We start from the raw sequence: 19680 nt of genomic DNA on the forward strand, positions 1-19680 counted from the left end.
GTCCGAATCTTACGGGACGGAGGACCCCCATGCCCGAGAACACCTCCCCGGCGGAGCTCTACCGCCACGGCCTGCGCCTGCTCCTGGCCAAGGACATCCCCGGCTGGGTCGGCCTGTGGGCCGAACACGGCGTCATGGAGTTCCCCTTCGCACCCCCGGGCCGGCCCCGGCGGCTGGAGGGGCGCGCGGCGGTGGCCGACTACATGCGCGACTACCCCGAGCACATCGATCTGCACGACTTCCCCGACCTGCGGATCCACGAGACCACCGACCAGGGCACCCTCGTGGTCGAAATGCGCGGCGTGGGCCGCGTGGTGGCGATCGACGCCCCCTTCGACATGACGTACATCGCGGTGGTGACCGTCGAGAACGGCCGCTTCACCTCCTACCGCGACTACTGGAACCCCCTCGCCGCCGAGCAGCCCGGCCTGGACTTCACGGGGAGCAGCACGCGATGACCGACACCACCAACCCCCGGACCACGAACCCCCGGACCACCAACCCCCCGACCACCACCGCCCTCGTCGTCGGCGCCACCGGGACCACCGGCCGCCGCACCGCCGCCGGGTTGGTCGCCGCCGGGTGCCGCGTACGGGCCGCTGGCCGGAGCGCGACCCCGCTACCGGGCACGGAACCGGTCCGCTTCGACTGGTACGACCCCGCCACCCACGCCGGTGCCCTCGACGGCGCCGACCGGGTCTACCTCGTCCCGCCGGTCGGCGACCCGGACCCGGCCGCGGTCATGCTGCCGTTCCTCCGGCTGGCCCGGGCCGCCGGGGTGGAGCGCGCGGTGCTGCTCAGCTCCTCGGCCGTCCCCGAAGGAGGCCCCGCGGTGGGCCTGGTCCACGCGGCCCTGCCCGGCCTGTTCGACGCCTGGGCGGTACTGCGGCCCTCCTGGTTCATGCAGAACTTCACCGGCACGCACGCCCACGCCGAGAGCGTCCGCTCCCACGGCACCATCCCGACCGCCGCCGGGGACGGCCGCATCGGGTTCGTCGACGCCGAGGACATCGCCACCGTCGCGGTCCGGGCGCTGCTCGACGACCGTGCGCCCGACGCCGACGTGTTGCTGACCGGGCCGCAGGCACTCAGCCACGACGAGATCGCCGCCGTGCTCACCGAAGTCACCGGCCGCCCCGTGACCCACCAGCGCCTGTCGTACGAGCAGTTGCGGGACCGTCTGGCCACGCAGGTGGCACCGGAGTTCGCCGCGATGCTGGCCGGCATGGACCTCGCCATCGCCGAGGGCGCCGAGGACCGCACCACCGACACCGTCCTGCGCCTCACCGGCCGCCCGCCGACCGGCTTCCGCGCCGTCGCCGAACGGGAACTGGCCGCCCGCACCTGACCCGGGCGCAGCCGCCGCGGCAGCGCCGGGGCCGTGGGTGCCGCCCGCCGCCCGCCTCGACCCGCGGAAGGCGACGGGCGGCGTGACCGGCCGTCAGGCCCGGTAGGCCGCCGCGGCGATCCGGACGAAGGAGCCGATCAGCGGGTTCGGGTCGGTCCGGTTCCACGCCACGACCACGCGGCTCGGCGGCACGTCGACGACCGGCACCACGGCCAGCTCCCCCGGCGGCCGGTGCCCGAGCGGGGTCATCCCGACGGTGCCGTTCCAGAGCACCGCCTGCAGGCACTCCTGGACGCCCCGGACCACCGGCCCCTGCCGGGGCTCACCGCCGCTCCAGTACGCCTGCCAGAGCGGATCGGTGCCGTCCGGGAACCGGAACCACCGCCGGTCGACGAGGTCCGCCAGTTCGAGGTGCGCACGGCGGGCCAGCGGATCGTCGGCCCGCAGCACCGCGCCGACCGGGTCGGCCCGCAGCTCGCGCACCTCCAGGCCGGTCCCGTCGAAGGGAGCCCGGGTGAGCGCGACGTCGACCAGGCCGGCGCGCAGCCCGCAGGTCGGATCGGTCAGGTCGGTCTCGCGGATGCGGACCTCCACGCCCGGGTGCCGCCGGCGGTACGCGGCGGCCAGCCTGGCCACCCCGGTGTCGGAACTGTCACCCAGGATGCCGATGGTGAGGGTCGCGGGACCGGCCGCCGCGGCGACCCTGGCGCGCACCCGCTCCGCCCGGTCGAGCAGCTCCCGCGCCTCCTCCAGCAGCGCCTCCCCGGCCGGGGTCAGCGTGACGCCCGTGGCGGAGCGGTGCAGCAGGACGGCGCCGAGCCCGGCCTCCAACTGCTTGATCGCCCGGCTCAGCGGGGGCTGACTCATGTGCAGCCGGGCGGCGGCGCGGCCGAAGTGGAGTTCCTCGGCCACCGCCACGAAGTACCGCAGCGTACGTAGCTCCATGCTGCGACGATACCCGTACGGTATCGGCCGCCGCGGAACAGGTCTTGGACAGTCCCCGCGCCCCGGCAGTGCAATCGATCCATGACCGACGAACCGAACGCCAGCACACCGACACCCGCCCCCGCCGTTGCGGTGGTGGGCCCGAACGACGGCGAGACGATCCTCCTGGGCACCACCCGGATGCGGATCCTGGAGGACGGCAGCACCACCGGGCACCGCCTCGGGATCGCCGAGTCCGTCCTCGCCCCGCACACGCCCGGGCCGCCGCAACACCGCCACGCCCGGCACGACGAGGGCTTCTACATCGTCTCCGGCACGGTGCGGTTCACCGTCGGGGACGAGGACCACGACGCGACCGCCGGCACCCTGGTCATGGTCCCGCCGGGGGCTCCGCACACCTTCGCCAACGTGAGCGACGAACCGGCCGTCATGCTCAGCACGTTCACCCCGGACCTGTACGTGCAGTACTTCCGGGACCTGCGGGACCTCTACGCCGACGGCGGCGCGGTGCCGCCGCAGGCGCACCTCCGGGTGATGGACCGTTACGCCACCTCGCCCGCCGCCGACGCGGACCGGAGGTCGTCGTCGTGACCGCCGCGTACTGGGTCGTCGCCGCGCCGCTCGCCCTCTTCTACCTCTACGCGGGTGGCTTGAAGGCGGTCCGGAGCCGCGCACAGCTGCTGCCGATGATGGCCTGGGTGGACAGCACGCCGATGCCGACCGTCCGGGCCCTCGGGACGGTCGAACTGCTGGGCGCGGCCGGCCTGGTCCTCCCGCCGCTGACCGGGATCGCCCCGGCGGCCGCCCTGGCCGCGGCCGTCGGCTTCGTGCTCCTGCAGATCGGCGCGACCGGCGTCCACCTGCGCCGCGGGGACCGCCGGATCGGCCTCAACGCCGCCCTGCTCCTCGCCGCCGTCGTGGCCGTCCCCTTGGCGACCACCTGGCTGTGATCGCCCGGAGAGTTCGCCCACGGGTTTCCGGTCCGCTGGACCACCTCTTCCACGGGTCCGGCGGCCGTCCGCCGGCGGACCCGGGTCATCTCGGCCGGCCGGCCGTGAGGCCCGGGCGGGCCGGCGCCGGGCGCTGGGCCAGGACGTAGGTGTCCGGACAGTGCGTGCCACTCCCACGGTCTACCGCACTTCTGCGAAAGGGCAGTTGACACCTGGGACGAACCGACCTGGCTGGGCGACTTCCTCGCCTACCTCGGCTTCTACGTCGGCGCGATCACGCTCCTGCCCTGGCTGCTCGGCTTCGGCGTCAGCCGCGCGAAGCGCAGCCTGCGCGCCCGCCGGAGCCGGGCCTGAAGGCCGAGGACGTCTCCGTCGATTCCCGCCGGCGCGGGCCGGTTCACCCGCTGCCTTCACCCGCTGCCGATGCGGCGGCCGGTGACCTCGTCCGGGCGGATACGCACCCACCGGGCGCGGCCGGCGCCCGCCCACGGGGTGGTGCCGGGCAGCAGCGAGAGCCGCTCCTGCTCGTCGGCGTCCTCGACGTGGTGGGCCTCGCCGAGGATCAGCACGCTCCAGCCCTGGCTCATCCGGTCGTCGATGTGGTCCACCTGGAAGGAGACCGGCGAGCCGTCCGGCGGTGCGGCGGCGCCGCCGGCGGACGTGCGGTAGACGATCGTCCGGGCGTCCACCGCGTAGTTGACGGGGAAGACGGCCGGCGCGGGCTGGACGGGCAGCCCGACCCGGCCGATGCCGTGGGTGCCGATCAGATCCCAGCACTCGGGCTCGGTCAGGTGCAGGAGCAGCGGCCGCGGACCGGGGTCGCCCTGCCCCGGTGGGGCGTCGGGGCGGCCTTCGAGCAGTTCCGACCAGGTCATCCGGAGCGCGGCGGCGATCCGGACGAACCCCGCCGAATCGAACGCCGGACCGACGTCCAGGAGGTGCCGGAGGTAGCGGGGTGCCATGGCTGCCTGGTAGGCCAGCATCTCGTCGGTCAGACCGAGTTGGTCGCGGCGCTCGCGGACGCGGCGGGCGACGTCGGCCGGCTCAGCCTTCTGGACGGCTTCGCGGTCTGGGGTGTTCATCCTCTGCTCCTCGGATTGCCGGTGCCCGCGGGCGCCGTCCGGCCTCGCTCGGCATCGTCCGGTCTCGTTCGGTCTCGTTCGGCCCGGCCCGGTCTCGTTCGGTCTCGTCCGTCTCGCTCGGCGTCGTTCCGCCATCTCCGGCACCCGTCCGTTCCGGTCCTCCGTCGTCGCGCCGCGTCGCCCTGCCCGTCCGGCTCAGGTCCGGAAGAGCACGACCTTGAGGGCGCCGTTCGCGCCGGCGTCGGCGAAGACGTCGTAGGCCTCCTGCATCTCGTCGAGGCCGAAGCGGTGGGTGACCAGCCCGGCGACGTCCAGCCGCCCGGCTGCCAGCATGTCGAGCAGCAGCGGGGTGCTGTGCGTGTCGACCAGGCCGGTGGTGACGGTGACGTTGCGGATCCAGAGCTCCTCCAGGTGCAGCAGCGCCGGCTTGCCGTGCACGCCGACGTTGGCGACCCGGCCGCCGGGGCGCACCAGGCGCGTGCAGAGCTCGAAGGACTCGGGGACGCCGACCGCCTCGATCGCGACGTCCGCGCCGAGCCCGTCCCGGCTCAGCTCCCGTACGGCGTCCACCGTGGCCTCGGCGGCGGTGAGCACGGTGTCGGCGCCGAACCGCTTCGCGGCGTCGAGCCGGCTCTGCGCGAGGTCGACGGCGACGATGCGGGACGGGCTGTAGAGCCGGGCGGTGAGGATCGCGGCCAGGCCGATCGGCCCCGCGCCGACGATCACGACCGTGTCGCCCGGCCCGACCCGGCCGTTGCGGACGCCGACCTCGTAGGAGGTGGGCAGGATGTCCGCCAGCAGCAGCGCGTCCTCGTCGGTGACGCCGTCGGGCAGCCGGTGCAGCGAGGTGTCCGCGAAGGGGGTGCGGACGTACTCGGCCTGGCAGCCGTCGATCAGGTGGCCGAGGATCCAGCCGCCCCCGCCGGTGCACTGGCCGTAGCTCGCGCCGCGGCAGTACGCGCAGCGGCCGCAGGCGGAGATGCAGGAGATCAGCACCCGGTCGCCGACGCGGACGGTGCGGACGCCCGGCCCGGTCCCGGTGACCGTGCCGACGGCCTCGTGGCCCAGGATCCGGCCCTCGGTGACCTCCGGGACGTCGCCCTTGAGGATGTGCAGGTCGGTGCCGCAGATGGTCACCGCGTCCACCCGGACGACGGCGTCCTCGGGATCGCGGACCGCGGGGTCGGGGACGTCGCCCCAGATGCGGCGGGTCGGTCCGTGGTACGTCAGTGCCTTCATGCCCTGCTCACTCCTCCCGAGCACCTCACGGGCACGTCCCGGGCGCCTCCGGGGCCGCAGCGTCCCCGGATGCCGCTCCGGCGCGTCGCAGACGCCTCGCAAGCCTCTCCCGGACGCCCGGCGAGCGCCTCTCGGACGGGTCCCCCGGGCGGGTCTTCCGGACGGTGGAGCGGCGACACCGGAAGCCGTGGGCCCGGTTCCACTTGCCCTTCCAGCGTTCCGCCGGACGGCGGGCGCCGCCAGGGGTCGCGCGGCCCCGGCCCTGGGCCGATCGGCCCTGCGCGACACCGACGGCCGCCCGGCACCGCGGGCCGCCGGTCCCTAGGCTGGTCAGTGGCGGGCCGTTCAGTGGCGTCGGACGAGCCACGGAGGATTCCTTGGGCAACGCATCGGAGCGCTCGGAGCGTTCGAAGCGTTCGAAGCGTTCGGAGACTTCGGAGACTTCGGAGCGTCCGGAAGGACCGGAGAGCCCCGCCCCCGTGCCGAAGCTGCGGCTCGACGAACTGCTGGACGAGCTCCAGGCCCGGCTGGACGCGGCCCGGGGCACCCGCGACCGGGTGCACAGCCTGCTGGAGGCGGTGCTGGCGGTCGGGCGCGACCTGGAGCTCGAACAGGCGCTGCGCCACATCGTCGAGGCGGCGGTGACCCTGGTGGACGCCGAGTACGGCGCGCTGGGCGTGATCGGCGAGGACCGACGGCTCTCCCAGTTCCTCCCGGTGGGGGTCACCGAGGACCAGGTCCGCATGATCGGGTCGCTGCCGTCCGGGCACGGGGTGCTGGGCGAGCTGATCCGCCGCCCGGAGCCGCTACGCCTGGCGCGGATCTCCGACCACCCGGCCTCCTACGGCTTCCCGGCCCACCACCCTCCGATGCGCTCCTTCCTGGGGGTGCCGATCCGCGTCCGGGGGAAGGTGTTCGGCAATCTCTACCTCACCGAGAAGCGGGGCGGCGGCGAGTTCGACGCCGAGGACGAATCGGTGCTCGCCACCCTCGCCGTCGCCGCCGGCGTCGCCATCGACAACGCCCGCCTGTACGCGCGGGCGCGGCTGCGCGAGCGGTGGCTCCAGGCGAGCGCGGAGGTCACCAACGGCCTGCTGTCGGGGCAGGCGGAGCAGGACGTCCTCGACCTGCTGGTCACCCGGTCGGCCGAGGTCGCCGGCGCGGACCTCGCGGTGGTCGCGCTCCCGCTCCCGGAGACCGAGGAGCTGGAGGTGCGGATCGCCTCCGGCCTCGGCGAGCAGCAGCACCGCGGCCTGGTCGTCCCCGTCGACGGGTCCTTCGTCGGCGCCGCCGTGCGCACCGGCGGACTCGTGGTCAGCACCGACGTCCGCAAGGACCCGCGGATCACCGCCGGCCCGCCTCGCTGGGAGGGCCTCGGCCCGGCCGTCGCGGTGCCGATCGGCACCCCCGAACACGGGGTGCGCGGCGTCCTGATGCTGGCCCGGGCGGCCGGCGCCGCGCTGTTCGGCGAGGACGAGTCCGCTCCGCTGCTGGGCTTCGCCGGCCAGGCGGCGGTGGCCATGGAGCTCGCCGAGCGCCGCCGCGACTCCGAGCGGGTCGCGCTGCTGCAGGAACGCGACCGGATCGCCCGCGACCTGCACGACCTGGCGATCCAACGGCTCTTCGCCACCGGCATGACCCTCCAGGGCGCCACCCGCTTCATCGAGCACCCGGAGGCCGCCGACCGCGTGCTGCGGGCCATCGACGACCTGGACGACACGGCCAAGACCATCCGCGCCACCATCTTCGGCCTGCGCCTGCGGGAGACCGGCCCGGCCGCCACCGGCCTGCGCACCCGGGTGGTCGAGGTGGTCGAGCGGGCCTCCCGGACGCTCGGTTTCACCCCGTCCGTCCGGATGACCGGCCTGCTCGACGTCACCGTGCCCGCCGAGACCGCCGACGCCGCGATCGCCGTGCTGGAGGAGGCGCTCTCCAACGCCGCCCGGCACGCCGCCGCCCGCTCGGTCGAGGTGACGATCGGCGCGGGGTCGGAGCTGTCGCTGACCGTGGCGGACGACGGCGTCGGCCTCCCCACCGGCGGCCGGCGCAGTGGCCTGGCGAACCTGGCCGACCGGGCCGCCGCCCTCGGCGGCACCTTCACCGCCCGCAGCCGCCCCGAGGGCGGCACCGAACTCCTGTGGCGGGTCCCGCTGCCGGCCGGCTGAGGGCATCATGCACAGGCGGCCTACGGCCCGTCCTCCGGATCCAGCACGTCCCGGGGTGCGAGGCGGGGCGTGGCCGCGCCCTCCGGTCCGTAGCCGAGGCGGATCAGCATCTGGACGTGGCCCGGCCGCTGGTGCGGCTCACGGGTGGCCCAGCGCAGGTAGGGCCACTCCATCGCCTGGTGGAACAGCGAGGCCCGGACCCCGTGGACGGTGGCGGCGAGCAGGACGTGCTCCAGGGCGATCCCGGCACGCAGCCAGTCCACGGGTCCGTCGTGCGCGGTGGTGAGCACCGCGATCCGGGGCTCGCGCTCGAAGGTGGCGGGGGTCCGGTGCTCGGCGGTACGGATCGCGGCGAAGTCGCGCATCGGCACGTTCCCGGTGCGGTCCTGCGGACCCAGCGCGCGGGACGGGATGCCGTAGGGCAGCAGGTCGTCGCCGCTGTGGACCCAGCTGCGGCTCTCGTTCTGCGCGGCGGCGTCGGTGGTGTTGCGCCGTTCGGCCTCGGCGGTGATCTCCAGGAGCCGGGCGGTCTCCTCCGCATCGGGCAGGCCCAGGAACGCCTCCTCCGTGCGGGCGGCGGCCACCAGCTCGTCCAGGACGGCCGGCGGGACGGGGTCGCCGGTGAACGGGGTGCGGATGGTGTGGCGGTGCCAGATCGCCTCGTACAGGTCGTCGGTGCCGGGGGCCCGGGCCGGGGCGGAGACGTCCAGTTGGACGGCGGCGAAGAGGTCCGGTTCGGCCGGGTCGGGCAGCAGCCGTACCTGCGGTGCCCAGCCGAGGAACCGCGCGGCGACGCACAGGTTCAGCACGGCCGCACCGACCGAGACGTGCATGGCCCGGCCCTGCGGGTCGGCGGCCGGGACGGCGCGCTCGCGGGCGGCGCGGACCTCCAGGGTCGACGTCTCCGGCCGGAGCCGGAAGTGCCACGGCTGGCTGTTGTGGATCGAGGGGGCGGCGACCGCTGCGGAGACCAGCTTCTCCAACGCGGCGGCGTCGAGGGCGATGGTGGACATGACCGTCTCCTGATCTCCTGATCTCCTGTTCCCCGGGCCTGCGGCTCCGGCGTCACGGCCTCCGGTGTCGCGGGCTCCTCGGCCGGGCTTGCGGGCGCTTCCGCCCCACTTCCACCGTGCGGTCGGCACCGCGCGCACCGCATGGGCCGTTCGGCTCTATCCGCCGGCCCGACGGGCTCCACGCCGGAACTCCGTGCCCCTGAAGCCCCGTACGGGCACCCACTGCTCCGTGGAGGCACGGCCACTCGGTGCGGCCACGGCCGCTCAGTGCGGGTGGTGGCGGTGCTGCTCCGGATCGGCGTGCGCGGCGAGGACGGCCGCCTGGAGGCGGCGCTCCACACCGAGCTTGGCGAGCAACCGCGAGACGTGGTTCTTCACCGTCTTCTCGGCGAGGTAGAGCTCCTGGCCGATCTGCCGGTTGGTCTTGCCCTCCCCCACCAGGGCGAGGATCTCCCGCTCGCGCGGGGTCAGCTGGGCGAGCGCCGCCTCCGTCTCGCTCTCCTCGTGGTGGCGCAGGCTCTCCATCAGCTTCCGGGTGGTCGCCGGGTCGAGCATGGACTGGCCAGACGCCACCGTGCGCACCGCGCTCACCAGGTCGGCGCCCTTGACCTGCTTCAGCACGTACCCGGCCGCACCGGCCATGATCGCGTCGAGCAGCGCGTCGTCGTCGTCGAACGAGGTCAGCATCAGGCAGGCCAGCCCGGGCAGGCGGTCCCGCAACTCCCGGCAGACGGTGACCCCGTCACCGTCCGGCAGCCGCACGTCCAGGATCGCGACGTCCGGCCGCAGCGCAGGGATGCGGGCCAGCGCCTGCGCGCACGTGGCCGCCTCGCCGGCGACCTCGATGTCCGGCTCGGCCTCCAGCAGGTCCCGTACTCCGCGCCGGACCACCTCGTGGTCGTCCAGCAGGAACACCCGTACCGGTCGACCCCCCACCGCCGGCTCGCTCGCGTCCATCGCCTGCTCCCTGGGTCTCCGGGGCGGTCACCCCACCGATTCTCCGCGCCGGGCCGGTCGGGCGCACCAGCGGACGCCGCCGGGCGCGCAGCCGTACGGGTCGGGCGCGCCCGCACGGCTGCGCGCCCGGCCGGCCCGCCGGCCGCCGACCGGCGGCCCACCGGGAGCGGGCATAGCCTGGACCCACCGGCCGACCGGCGCTGCGCCGCGAACTGGAGGATGCGCCTTGAACGGACCCGTCACCGTGGGGATCGACGCATCGGAGCCGAGCGAGGCCGCCCTCGACTGGGCCGCCGAGGAGGCAGTGCTCCGACAACTCACGCTGCGCCTGGTGCGCGCCCCCGAACTGCCCTCCGGCCGGGAGGAGGACGGAGCCCTGCTGGCCGTCGAGCGCGCCCGGGTCGCCGCCCTGCACCCGAGGCTCCTGGTCACCGCAGACCTCGTGGACGGCAAACCGCGCGAAGTCCTGACCGCGGCGGCGGAGGAGGCGACGCTGCTGGTCGTCGGCGCCCGCGGCTCGGGCGGGTTCCCCAAACTCCTCCTCGGCTCGACCACCCTCCATCTGGCCGCGCAGGCGCCCTGCCCGGTCGTGGTGGTCCGCACCGCCGAGCCGGCGGCCGACCCCGCCGTGGTGGTCGGCGTCGAGGGCGAGGAGCACGAGGAGCCGGTGCTCGCGTACGCCTTCCTGGCGGCCCGGCGGCTGGCGCTACCGCTGTACGTCGTCCATGCCTGGACCTATCCGATGCTGATGGGCCCCGGCCACGAAGTCCCGGTGGTGTACGAGGAGTCGCACATCGAGGGCGAGCACAAGCGGATGCTCGCCGAGGTGCTGGTGGGCTGGCGCGAGCGCTTCCCGGACGTCTCCGTGACCACGACCCTCGCCCGCTCCAGCCCGGCGAAGGAGCTGGTGTCCGCCTCGTCCGGCCGCACGCTCCTCGTCGTCGGCCGCCACGGCAGCCCCCGCGGCCCCTTCGGCCGACTCGGCTCCACCAGCCAGACCGTCGTCCAGCACGCCGAGTGCCCCGTCGTCGTCGTCCCGACCACGTGAGCCGACGCCTCCGGAGGTAGGACTCTCGGCGGGTTGCCGTCCTCGGACCGAAGCCGGCGGGCGCGGGGGCCAGGACCACGAAGCGGCCACCCGCGGCCTCACGCCTCCGGCGGTGCGTCACTCCCGCGGCGCTGCCGCCGGCGGTAGTTGCGCATGGACACCTGGGAGCCGCACCCGGTACTGCAGTAGAGCCCCGACCCGTTGCGGGTGCGGTCGAAGAAGCCGAAATGGCACGGGGGGTTGCGGCACGCCTTGATGCGCCCCCAGTCGCCGGTCTGCGCGAAGGTCGTCACCGCGGCCAGGACGGTCCCGAACACACGCGGCACCCCTGCCTGCGGCGACGCCAGCTCGACACCACCGGCCGTGACCACCGTCGCCAGCGGGTAGAGCGTGCCTGCGCGCCGCAGGTGTTGCTCGGCGTGCCGCAGCGACTCGCCCAGGCTCCCCTCGTCGCCCGAGTGCGCCAGCAGCAGGGTCACCAGGGCGTCCCGCAGTTCGCGGGCGGCCGCGGCATCGGCGTCGGTCGCCACCGTCTCGCCGCCGAACTCGCCGCCGAACTCGTCGCGCTCCGCGAGCCACGCCGCGAACGCCTGCCCGTCCCCGAACAGCTCCTGCCGGCCGCCTCCGTCCGCGCGCGTGTTCACGAACGCGAGCACGGTCTCCACCATCGGCACGACGGTGCGCGGGCTGGGTTCCGCAGGTCCGGCTGCAGCGCTGCTCATCGCCCCATGCTACAGCAGCCGGAAGAGGCACTAAGCCGCGTAACAGGCAACGGGTCGCCCCACCTCGCTTGACGCGTTACGAGCTAACGCCTTACGGTCGCAACATGAATGGAACTTCCCACCAGCAGGCCGGCCCCCGCACCTGGCTCATCACCGGCGCGACCTCCGGCATCGGCCGCGAACTGACCCGCCAGGCACTGGAGAACGGCGAGGCCGTCGCGGCGATCGCCCGCGACACCGCTCCCCTGCACGAACTGACCGAAATTCACGGCGACCGCCTGCTCCTCGTCCCCGCCGACGTGCGTGACGAGCAGGCCGTCCGGGAAGCGGTGGAGCGCACGCACTCGCGGTTCGGCCGCATCGACGTGGTGGCCAACAACGCCGGCTACGGACTCTTCGGAGCAGTCGAGGAAGCCTCCGACACGCAGGCCCGCGCCGTGTTCGACACCAACGTCTTCGGCGTGCTCAACGTGCTCCGCGCGACGCTGCCGGTACTCCGCTCCCAGCGGTCCGGACACGTCCTCCAGGGTTCATCGGTCTACGGGCAGTCCGCCCACCCCGGCGTGGGACTGCTGGCCGCGACCAAGTACGCGGTCGAGGGACTGTCGGACGCACTGGTGGCCGAGGTCGCACCACTCGGCATCAAGGTCACGATCATCCAGCCCGGAATGACCGCCACCCCCTTCCTGTCCAACCTCGACGTCGCCGCCGGCCTCGACGACTACGACCGGACCGTCCGCGAGGTCCAGAAGGGCATCGGGGAACTGCCCGCGTCCGCGTTCTCCTCCGCGGCCCGGATCGCCGAAGGCATCCGGACCGCGGTCGACAGCCCCAACCCCCCGCTGCGCCTGGCCCTCGGCACCTCCGGCGCCACCGGCATGCGCGCCGCCCTCCAGGCCCGCACCGCGGACCTGGACACCTGGAACCGCGTGACCGACGCCGTCGACAGGTGATCACCACTCCCGCAGGGGGCCTCGGCACCGACCGCCGGGGCCCCCGGTTACCAGTTCCCAAGTCCGGGGCAGGCGCGGGATCACCTTCGTCTTCGGCAACCGACGCCCGGCGGGTGGGTTCGCCGCGCGGCTGATCGGCGCCGGCGACTACGAGCCCGTAGGCCGTTCTGACGCAGGAACACCCGGGCCGAGGGCGCCGGCAGGACAGCCCGGCCCCCTCGGCCGGGCTGTCCTGCCGAGAGGCGCCCGGGCGTCAGCCGTTGTCGGCTGCGGCGTCGGCGTCCGCCTGGGCGGCGGCGCTCTCGGCGGCGTCCAGCTTCTGCTGCATGTCGTCGACCTGAGAGCTGTCGGCCCGGCCGGACTTGGCGTCCCCGTCGCCGCCGGCAGGACCACAGGCGGTGAGCATGGCGGCCCCGGCGAGGAGGACGGCGGCGAGTGCCGCGGCGGGGCGGCGGCTCACTTGCCGGACCCTTCGCCCTGGGCGGCGCACCAGGTCGCCACGGACTTGAGGTCCTTCTGCCGGGTCTGCAGCGTGGTGACCATGGCCTTGCGGGCGGTCAGGCGGTCGCTGAGGTAGGTCTGGATCTCGGCGTGGCCGGCGGACTTGGCGTTCGCGACCCGCTGCTCCAGGCGGGCGACCGAGCCGACCACGGTGGCGTCGCCGTTGAGCCGGTTCAGCGCCTTGGTGACGCGGTCCTCGGTCTTGGGCAGCCGCTTGCAGATGCCCTTGGCCCCGTCGCCCTTCGGGGTCGTCGCGGCGGCCGGGGCGCCCGACGGCGAACCGTCGGCCTGGGCGGGCGCGGCGACGAGCAGCGAGCCGGCCAGGGCGAGGGCGCCGAGCGCGGCGATCCGGCGGCCGGCGGGGAGGAGGTTGGCAGCGGGCATGAGGCATCGTCCTTTCTCCGTCGAGAACCCCCGGTCGGCCGGTTACGGGCCCGGCCGACCGGAGGTGGTGGCCAGGAGCGTAGGGATGCTTCTTGTGGAATCCCTGTGGAACGGGGACGGCCCGCCGCCGTGGCCGACGAGGTGCTCAGCGGCTCCGGGCGGCGATCCAGTCCCGGCGGGCCGGCAGCTCGACGGTCGGCGCGTCCGGGCGCGGGAGCGGCAGCGTCACTTCGACCCGGCAGCCGGTGCCACCGGGCGGTGTGGTGATGCCGACCGTTCCGCGGTGCAGGGCGGCCTGCTGGGCGACGAGGGTGAGCCCGAGGCCCGAGCCGGGGCTGTCGCGCCGGCGGTGGAACCGCTGGAAGACGGTCTCCCGGTCCTCGGGCCGGACCCCTGGGCCGGTGTCGTCCACGGTGAGCCGCGCCACCGCGCCCTCGGCGGCGAGCCGCACCGTGACGCGTGCCGGGGCGTGGCCGGTGCGGCCGTGCACGGCGGCGTTGCCGAGCAGGTTGGCGAGCATGATCCGCAGGCCGGACTCCCAGCCGAACACCCTCATCTCCTCCGGGGCATCCACGGTGAACCCGGCCCCCGGGTGGCGGCGCCGGGCCTCGTCCGCTGCCGCGTCTACGAGTTCGGCGAGGTCGACCGGGTGGAACGCGTCCAGCTGGACGAGGTCGCCCCGGGCCAGGGTGCTCAGCGCGGTGAGCAGGTCGAGCAGCCGGGTGTGGTCCTCCCCCAGCTCGGCCACGATCTCCGCCCGGTCGGTGGCGGACAGGTCGGGGTGGGCGGCCAGCACGTCGAGGTTGGTGCGCAGGCTCATCAGCGGGGTGCGCAGCTCGTGCGAGGCGTCGGCGGAGAACGAGCGGGCCGTGTCCAGGGCCTGAGCGGTGCGCCGGGCCTGCTCGTCGTAGCGGGTCAGCAGCAGGGCGAGGGCCGCGGAGAGCTCGTCCACCTCGGTGGTCCCGGTCCGCTCGGCGGCGAAGCCGTGACCGCCGGGGCCGTCGCCCGGCCCACCAGTGGACCCGCCTACGGGCCTGCCGGCGCTCCCGTCTGCGGGCCCGGTGCCGCCGGACGGGGCCGGTGCCGCCGGGTCCAGGACGGCGGCGCGGCGGCTGAGGCGGCGCAGCGGGGCGGTGGCCCGCTCGGCGAGCGCGAAGCCGATGACTGCGGAGACCGGCGCCGACACCAGGGCCACCAGCAGGACGCGCCGCCGCACCACGGCCGCCTCGCGGTCCGCCGGCCCAGTGGGGGTGACCACCCAGAGCAGGCCGGCGCCACCGTTGACGCCGGCGCCGGTGCCGCCGTTCGTTCCGCCGGCGGTGGTGACGGCGACGGTGAGGACCCGCCAGGCGGTGCCGTGCTCCCGTACGGTGACCGGGCCGCCGGGCACGGCCGGGAAGGCCCCGGGGCCGTCGGGCTGCGGGCCGACGGAGAGCAGGACCGTGCCGTCCGCGCCGGTCACCCGCACGCCCAGGTCGAGGGCGGCGTCCACCACCTTGCGCTGCTGGTTCTGTTCGACCTTGGGGCGGCCCTTGCTGTCGGCGGCCACCAGCGCCCGCACGCCCGGCAGGAGGGCTGCCGCGCGGTCGTTGAGCCGGGCGTCCTGCTGGTGCCGCAGGTCGCGGCCGACCAGGGGCAGGAGCAGCAGGCCGGCGAGCACCACCAGGAGTGGCACCACGGCGGCGGCCCAGAGGGCGATCCGGGTGGAGAGCCTCACCGCGGACCGGGCCGGGTCGGGGCGGGCGCCGGGGCGGCGCCCTCGGACGGGCGGGCGGCTCCGTCCGGCAGCCGCAGCACGAAGCCGACACCCCGGACGGTGTGGATCAGCCGGGGCCGTCCGCCGGCCTCGGTCTTGCGCCGCAGGTAGCTGACGAAGGTGTCGACGGCGTCGCTGCGGACGTCGAAGTCGTAGCCCCAGACGCGCTCCAGCAGCAGCTCCCGGGAGAGGACCAGGCCGGTGTTCCGGGCGAGGTGGGTGAGCAGCTCGAACTCCCGCCGGGTGAGCCGGAGTTCCTCACCGTCCAGGCGGGCCTGACGGGTGCCCGGGTCGATGGTGAGCGGTCCGGCGACCACGCGGTCGTCCGGCTGCGGCGGGCGGCGGCGCAGCAGGGCCCGCAGCCGCAGGACCAGCTCCTCCAGCGCGAACGGCTTGACGAGGTAGTCGTCGGCGCCGGCCTGCAGTCCGGCGACCCGGTCGGCGGGCTCGTCCAGCGCCGAGAGCATCAGTACGGGGATGTCGTCGCCGCGGGCGCGCAGGCTGCGGCAGACCTCGGCGCCGCTGACGCCGGGCATCGACACGTCGAGGACCAGGACGTCCGGCGCGTCGGTGGGCATCCGGGCGAGCGCGGTCTCGCCGTCCTCGGCGAGGGACACCGAGAAGCCGCTCAGTCGGAGGCCGCGCTCCAGGCTGCGCCGGATCGCCGCGTCGTCGTCCACCACCAGGACCCGCCCGCCCGGCGCGGCGCTGCTCACCGGGAGTGCCCCGCTCGCCGGCCCGGAGGCACCCCCCGGGCCCGTCCCGTTGCCGGGGCCGCCCACGGCCCCGGACCCGCTCCCCTGCATCGGCGCCTCCTCGTGTCCGGGCGCCGACCCTCTCACACCGGTGTGCCGGCGCGATCCCGAGGGTGTCCGCAGGAGGTCGCACGGCTCGCGGTGGAGCGGTGGGCGGCCGAGGCGGTCGCGTGCTGCGCCGCCGGTGGCGGCGGGTCAGCGCACGGAGCGGGTGGCGCCAAGGATCTCCTTCAGGATCTGTTCGGTGTCGGAGGCGATGTGGTAGACCAGGCTCCCGGCGAGGACCATCGCGCCGAAGAGGATCCACCCGCTGCGTCCGCTCACCGGCAGCGGCACCGCCCCGCCGGGCCCTGCGGAGCCGCCGGCCGGCTGCGGTCGCATCATGTCCCGGGCGATGTTGGCCGCGCCCGCGACGGCGTGTGCCGCCCCGGCCGCCGTCATGGTGACGACACCGAGGGCGAACCATTCCGTTCGTGTGATCTCTTTCATCGCTCCTCCCCCGCCGCTTCGGGTGAGGGCACTCGCGCGCTCCCACAGGTGCTTCGACCCTCATCCGAGTGCGGGCGGATCACCAGGGTCGACAGGGCCGGTCGGCCCCATCTGGCACCACCCGGCACCGCCCGGCCTCACCCGACACCGCCCGGCCTCACCGGCACGGCGACCGCGCTCGGCCGACCGCCGGACGTGAGGTGCGCCCCGGCGGGTCGGAGCCGCCGCGCCCCAGCAGCAGCAACAGCAGCAACGGCAACCGCGGGAAAAGCAGGTGCACGGCGCCACGCCCGCTTGTTACCGTGACCGCATGTCTACGCCCCGAATCTCCTAGCTGAGGACCCGCTTCCACGCCAGAAGTGTGTCCTCTTGCTATTTCGGAGCGTTACCCCATGCTTACCGTTCGCGGTGTCGAGCTGCGCGCCGGCGCGCGCCTGCTGCTGTCCGACATCTCCTTCACCGTCTCCCCCGGCGACCGCATCGGCCTGGTCGGCCGCAACGGGGCGGGCAAGACCACCCTCATGACCGCCCTCGCCGGCCACACGGCGCCCGCCGCGGGGGCGATCACCCGGACCGGGCCGGTCGGCTTCCTCCCCCAGGACTCGCACGCCGCCGACACGTCCGTCACCGTCCTCGACCGGATCCTGTCCGCGCGCGGGCTCGACGAGAGCCTGCGCCGGCTCCGCGCCGCCGAGGCCGCGATGGCCGACGCCCGCGGCGCGGGGGCGCTGGAGCGGGCGATGGACGCCTACACGCGCGCCGAGGCCGCGTTCCAGGCCGGCGGCGGGTACGCCGCCCAGGCCGAGGCGGCCCGGGTCGCCGCCGGCCTCGGGCTGCCGGAGCACGCCCTGGGCGAACCGGTCGGCGCCCTGTCGGGCGGTCAGAAGCGCCGGGCGGAGCTGGCCCGGATCCTGTTCGCCGGCCAGGGCGGAACCCTGCTGCTGGACGAGCCGACCAACCACCTGGACGCCGATTCGCTGACCTGGCTGCGCACCTTCCTGCTGCGGCACCGGGGCGGCCTGGTGGTGATCAGCCACGACACCGGGCTGCTCGCCGACCTCACCAACCGGGTCTTCCATCTGGACGCCACTTGGGCGGCGATCGACATCCACAACACCGACTGGCCCGGCTACCTGGCGCAGCGGGACGCCGACGCCCGCCGCCGGGCCAGGGAGCGGGCGAACGCCGAGCGCAAGGCCGCCGCGCTGCACACCCAGGCGGACCGGATGAAGGCGCGCTCGGCCACCGCCGTCATGGCCAGGAGCATGGCCCGCCGCGCGGACCGGATGGTCGCCGACCTGGAACCGGTGCGGCGCACCGAGAAGGTGGCCCGGATCCGGCTCCCCGAGCCGGCCCCGTGCGGTCGGACGCCGCTGGGCGCGATCAGCCTGGCGAAGTCCTACGGCGGCCGCCCCGTCCTCACCGGGGTGGACCTGTCCGTGGACCGCGGCAGCCGACTGGTGGTGCTGGGGCTCAACGGCGCGGGCAAGACCACGCTCTTGCGTCTCCTGGCCGGGGCGGAACGGCCGGACAGCGGCCGGGTGGTCCACGGGCACGGTCTGCGCCTGGGCTACTTCGCCCAGGAGCACGACACCCTCGACCGGGAGCGCACCGTCCGGCAGAACCTCGCAGCCGCCGCACCGCACCTGAGCGACGGCGAGGCCCGGCACGTGCTCGGCGCGTTCCTGTTCTCCGGGGACGACGCCGACAAGCCGGCCGGCGTCCTCTCCGGCGGGGAGCGGACCCGGTTGGCCCTGGCGGGGCTGGTCCACTCCGGGGCGAACGTCCTGCTGCTGGACGAGCCGACCAACAACCTCGACCCCGCCTCCCGGGGCGAGGTGCTGGCCGCGGTCGGCACGTACCCGGGGGCGATCGTGATGGTCACCCACGACGCGGGGGCGATCGACGCGCTGCGGCCGGACCGCGCCCTGCTGCTGCCCGAAGCGGACGAGGACCTGTGGAGCGAGGACTACCGCAGCCTCGTCGACCTCGCCTGAGGGCGCTCGGCGGGCAGGACACCGCGGCCCCCGGTCCGGTACGGCGTGATGCCGGCCGGGCCGGGGGCGGGCGGGCCGGTCCCCTCACCGGGGACCGGCCCGCCCGCCCGCTCACGCGTGCACCGGCTCACCCCAGCCGCGCGTCGAAGGCCAGTTCGCCGACCAGCTCGTCGACGCGTCGCTCGGCCAGTCCCCGGGAGACGAACCAGGCGCCGACGTTGCGCACGTCCCGCTCCAGGAACGAGCGCCCGCGCGGGTTGGCGATCACGTCCACGATCTGCGGGACGTCGATGATCACCAGCCGGCCCTCGTGGACCAGGATGTTGTAGGCGGAGAGGTCCCCGTGGGCGTAGCCGTCGGCGGCGAGCACCGAGAGGCTGCGGCCGAGCTGCTCCCAGAGGTCCTCGACGTCCGCCTCCTCGGCGCGCAGCTGCGCGAGCCGGGGCGCGGCCGTGCCGTCGGCGGTGCCGACGAACTCCATCAGGATCTCCGTGCCGGTGATCTGCACCGGGTAGGGGACGGCCACGCCGGCCGACCAGAGCCGGCACAGCGCGCCGAACTCGGCGGCCGCCCACTGGCCCGCGATGGCCTCGCGGCCGAAGGCGGTGCGCTTGGCCATGGCCCGGGACACCCGGGACTCCTTGTGCTGACGGCCCTCCAGGTAGCCGGAGTCGCGGTGGAACATCCGGTGGGCGGCGTCGCGGTAGCGCTTGGCGGCCATCAGCGTGCGCCGCTCGGTACCCGGGACGCCGCGCTCCAGCAGGAAGACGTCGGCCTCCTTGCCGGTCTTGACGATCCCGAGCTCGGTGTCGACGGCGGCCAGCTCGGTGACCACCCAGTCGGGGCGCGGCTCCGGCCCCTTCTCGGTGGGGGTGGACTGGTCCCAGGTGGACCAGCGGTCACCCTCGGCCGGACCGTCGGTGGCCGGGGCGGGGAGGACGCCGGCGTCCTCGGGGTAGGCGGAGTACTCGGAGTACCCGGGGTACTCGGAGTATTCGTGGGATTCGGCGGCCTCGGCGGCCTCGGTGTAGTCGTTGAACTGCGTGAACTCGGCCTCGAAGGAGGCGAATTCGGGGTACTGGGATTCGGCGTCGTCGAACCGGTCGGACCGGCGGCCGCGCCGAGGAGCGCCCTTGGGGCGGATACGGGAGAAGGAATCGCTGTCGGTGTAACGCTCGCGCACTGCGGTGGCTCCAGAGGAACGGCCCACCGTGGCGCCGATACTGGCGCGTCGTCAGCCGGTGGGCGAATGACGGAAGAGAACGGCGTAGGGCGCGCACACGAAGGCGCGCCGCGACAGGGCGGCAACCACTCGTACACACCTCCTCTTCGTCAAAACCTCGCCCGGCACCGCGTGGAGAGGGGCTCCGACCACG

At 74.9% G+C, this 19680-nt stretch carries 20 protein-coding genes; 8 read left to right on the forward strand and 12 right to left on the reverse strand.

The features are described from left to right. Positions 1-29 precede the first annotated feature (29 nt). Complete coding sequence (locus tag RMN57_RS02170) at positions 30-458, forward strand: nuclear transport factor 2 family protein (protein WP_313761620.1); 429 nt, start codon at positions 30-32, stop codon at positions 456-458. Beyond that, positions 455-1348, forward strand: coding sequence for an NmrA family NAD(P)-binding protein (locus tag RMN57_RS02175; protein WP_313761621.1), 894 nt, complete (start codon positions 455-457; stop codon positions 1346-1348). The genes RMN57_RS02170 and RMN57_RS02175 overlap by 4 nt, the downstream gene beginning before the upstream one ends. A 93-nt stretch (positions 1349-1441) precedes the next feature. Here RMN57_RS02175 and RMN57_RS02180 read toward each other — a convergent pair whose 3' ends face one another. Then, on the reverse strand, positions 1442-2293 hold the full coding sequence (locus tag RMN57_RS02180; protein WP_313761622.1) for a LysR substrate-binding domain-containing protein: 852 nt from the start codon (positions 2291-2293) through the stop codon (positions 1442-1444). A gap of 81 nt (positions 2294-2374) precedes the next feature. Here RMN57_RS02180 and RMN57_RS02185 point away from each other — a divergent pair, with 81 nt between their 5' ends. Together RMN57_RS02185 and RMN57_RS02190 are read left to right on the forward strand one after the other, a co-directional pair. Beyond that, positions 2375-2884, forward strand: coding sequence for a cupin domain-containing protein (locus RMN57_RS02185; protein WP_313761623.1), 510 nt, complete (start codon positions 2375-2377; stop codon positions 2882-2884). Then, positions 2881-3243: a DoxX family protein gene (locus RMN57_RS02190; RefSeq protein ID WP_313761624.1), complete on the forward strand. Its 363-nt coding sequence runs from the start codon at positions 2881-2883 to the stop codon at positions 3241-3243. Before RMN57_RS02185 ends, RMN57_RS02190 begins: the two co-directional genes overlap by 4 nt. A gap of 410 nt (positions 3244-3653) precedes the next feature. On the opposite strand, the gene RMN57_RS02195 is transcribed toward RMN57_RS02190, so the two are convergent. Both RMN57_RS02195 and RMN57_RS02200 read right to left on the reverse strand, forming a co-directional pair. Then, entirely contained in the window at positions 3654-4325 is a 672-nt protein-coding gene (locus tag RMN57_RS02195) for a pyridoxamine 5'-phosphate oxidase family protein (RefSeq protein ID WP_313761625.1), read from the reverse strand. Between the two features lie 195 nt (positions 4326-4520). Then, on the reverse strand, positions 4521-5564 hold the full coding sequence (locus RMN57_RS02200; RefSeq protein WP_313761626.1) for a zinc-dependent alcohol dehydrogenase family protein: 1044 nt from the start codon (positions 5562-5564) through the stop codon (positions 4521-4523). Positions 5565-6043: 479 nt separating this feature from the next. On the opposite strand from RMN57_RS02200, the gene RMN57_RS02205 reads away from it, so the two are divergent. After that, positions 6044-7729: a GAF domain-containing protein gene (locus tag RMN57_RS02205; protein WP_313761627.1), complete on the forward strand. Its 1686-nt coding sequence runs from the start codon at positions 6044-6046 to the stop codon at positions 7727-7729. 20 nt (positions 7730-7749) lie between these two features. Here the strand turns inward: RMN57_RS02205 and RMN57_RS02210 are convergent, their stop codons facing one another. Then, positions 7750-8742, reverse strand: coding sequence for an Acg family FMN-binding oxidoreductase (locus tag RMN57_RS02210; RefSeq protein WP_313761628.1), 993 nt, complete (start codon positions 8740-8742; stop codon positions 7750-7752). Between the two features lie 264 nt (positions 8743-9006). Beyond that, positions 9007-9699 (reverse strand): response regulator transcription factor, encoded by a 693-nt coding sequence (locus RMN57_RS02215; RefSeq protein WP_313761629.1) that lies wholly within the window; start codon positions 9697-9699, stop codon positions 9007-9009. Between the two features lie 226 nt (positions 9700-9925). Between RMN57_RS02215 and RMN57_RS02220 the strand changes: the two genes are divergently transcribed. Then, the gene (locus tag RMN57_RS02220; RefSeq protein ID WP_313761630.1) at positions 9926-10747 is read left to right on the forward strand and encodes a universal stress protein; all 822 of its coding nucleotides are present in this window, start codon (positions 9926-9928) and stop codon (positions 10745-10747) included. A gap of 98 nt (positions 10748-10845) precedes the next feature. On the opposite strand, the gene RMN57_RS02225 is transcribed toward RMN57_RS02220, so the two are convergent. Continuing rightward, on the reverse strand, positions 10846-11469 hold the full coding sequence (locus RMN57_RS02225) for a CGNR zinc finger domain-containing protein (RefSeq protein ID WP_313761631.1): 624 nt from the start codon (positions 11467-11469) through the stop codon (positions 10846-10848). 104 nt (positions 11470-11573) lie between these two features. Between RMN57_RS02225 and RMN57_RS02230 the strand changes: the two genes are divergently transcribed. Then, positions 11574-12422 (forward strand): SDR family NAD(P)-dependent oxidoreductase, encoded by an 849-nt coding sequence (locus RMN57_RS02230; protein ID WP_313761632.1) that lies wholly within the window; start codon positions 11574-11576, stop codon positions 12420-12422. Positions 12423-12675: 253 nt separating this feature from the next. Here the strand turns inward: RMN57_RS02230 and RMN57_RS02235 are convergent, their stop codons facing one another. The 5 genes from RMN57_RS02235 to RMN57_RS02255 form a co-directional block, all read right to left on the reverse strand. Continuing rightward, positions 12676-12882 carry a hypothetical protein gene (locus RMN57_RS02235; protein WP_313761633.1) on the reverse strand — a complete coding sequence of 69 codons (207 nt, stop codon included), beginning with the start codon at positions 12880-12882 and terminating at the stop codon, positions 12676-12678. After that, positions 12879-13307: a hypothetical protein gene (locus RMN57_RS02240; protein WP_313761634.1), complete on the reverse strand. Its 429-nt coding sequence runs from the start codon at positions 13305-13307 to the stop codon at positions 12879-12881. The genes RMN57_RS02235 and RMN57_RS02240 overlap by 4 nt, the downstream gene beginning before the upstream one ends. Before the next feature lie 145 nt (positions 13308-13452). Next, positions 13453-15024 carry a HAMP domain-containing sensor histidine kinase gene (locus tag RMN57_RS02245; protein ID WP_313761635.1) on the reverse strand — a complete coding sequence of 524 codons (1572 nt, stop codon included), beginning with the start codon at positions 15022-15024 and terminating at the stop codon, positions 13453-13455. Further along, positions 15021-15779: a response regulator transcription factor gene (locus tag RMN57_RS02250; protein ID WP_313761636.1), complete on the reverse strand. Its 759-nt coding sequence runs from the start codon at positions 15777-15779 to the stop codon at positions 15021-15023. Before RMN57_RS02250 ends, RMN57_RS02245 begins: the two co-directional genes overlap by 4 nt. Positions 15780-16013: 234 nt before the next feature. Then, entirely contained in the window at positions 16014-16307 is a 294-nt protein-coding gene (locus RMN57_RS02255) for a hypothetical protein (protein WP_313761637.1), read from the reverse strand. A gap of 392 nt (positions 16308-16699) precedes the next feature. Between RMN57_RS02255 and RMN57_RS02260 the strand changes: the two genes are divergently transcribed. Then, positions 16700-18304, forward strand: a complete 1605-nt coding sequence (locus RMN57_RS02260; RefSeq protein ID WP_313761638.1) for an ABC-F family ATP-binding cassette domain-containing protein — start codon at positions 16700-16702, stop codon at positions 18302-18304. A gap of 127 nt (positions 18305-18431) precedes the next feature. On the opposite strand, the gene RMN57_RS02265 is transcribed toward RMN57_RS02260, so the two are convergent. Further along, positions 18432-19487 carry an RIO1 family regulatory kinase/ATPase gene (locus RMN57_RS02265; protein ID WP_313761639.1) on the reverse strand — a complete coding sequence of 352 codons (1056 nt, stop codon included), beginning with the start codon at positions 19485-19487 and terminating at the stop codon, positions 18432-18434. Positions 19488-19680: the final 193 nt, after the last annotated feature.

Source organism: Kitasatospora sp. CM 4170 (assembly GCF_032110285.1).
In the GTDB taxonomy this organism is placed as follows: domain Bacteria; phylum Actinomycetota; class Actinomycetes; order Streptomycetales; family Streptomycetaceae; genus Kitasatospora; species Kitasatospora aburaviensis.

What these genes read in the sequence shown, in the direction of transcription:
- RMN57_RS02170 (WP_313761620.1), top strand. Translation starts at nt 30, where the DNA reads ATGCCCGAGAACACCTCCCCGGCGGAGCTCTACCGCCACGGCCTGCGC.
- RMN57_RS02175 (WP_313761621.1), top strand. Translation starts at nt 455, where the DNA reads ATGACCGACACCACCAACCCCCGGACCACGAACCCCCGGACCACCAAC.
- RMN57_RS02180 (WP_313761622.1), bottom strand. Translation starts at nt 2,293, where the DNA reads ATGGAGCTACGTACGCTGCGGTACTTCGTGGCGGTGGCCGAGGAACTC.
- RMN57_RS02185 (WP_313761623.1), top strand. Translation starts at nt 2,375, where the DNA reads ATGACCGACGAACCGAACGCCAGCACACCGACACCCGCCCCCGCCGTT.
- RMN57_RS02195 (WP_313761625.1), bottom strand. Translation starts at nt 4,325, where the DNA reads ATGAACACCCCAGACCGCGAAGCCGTCCAGAAGGCTGAGCCGGCCGAC.
- RMN57_RS02200 (WP_313761626.1), bottom strand. Translation starts at nt 5,564, where the DNA reads ATGAAGGCACTGACGTACCACGGACCGACCCGCCGCATCTGGGGCGAC.
- RMN57_RS02210 (WP_313761628.1), bottom strand. Translation starts at nt 8,742, where the DNA reads ATGTCCACCATCGCCCTCGACGCCGCCGCGTTGGAGAAGCTGGTCTCC.
- RMN57_RS02215 (WP_313761629.1), bottom strand. Translation starts at nt 9,699, where the DNA reads ATGGACGCGAGCGAGCCGGCGGTGGGGGGTCGACCGGTACGGGTGTTC.
- RMN57_RS02225 (WP_313761631.1), bottom strand. Translation starts at nt 11,469, where the DNA reads ATGAGCAGCGCTGCAGCCGGACCTGCGGAACCCAGCCCGCGCACCGTC.
- RMN57_RS02230 (WP_313761632.1), top strand. Translation starts at nt 11,574, where the DNA reads ATGAATGGAACTTCCCACCAGCAGGCCGGCCCCCGCACCTGGCTCATC.
- RMN57_RS02240 (WP_313761634.1), bottom strand. Translation starts at nt 13,307, where the DNA reads ATGCCCGCTGCCAACCTCCTCCCCGCCGGCCGCCGGATCGCCGCGCTC.
- RMN57_RS02255 (WP_313761637.1), bottom strand. Translation starts at nt 16,307, where the DNA reads ATGAAAGAGATCACACGAACGGAATGGTTCGCCCTCGGTGTCGTCACC.
- RMN57_RS02260 (WP_313761638.1), top strand. Translation starts at nt 16,700, where the DNA reads ATGCTTACCGTTCGCGGTGTCGAGCTGCGCGCCGGCGCGCGCCTGCTG.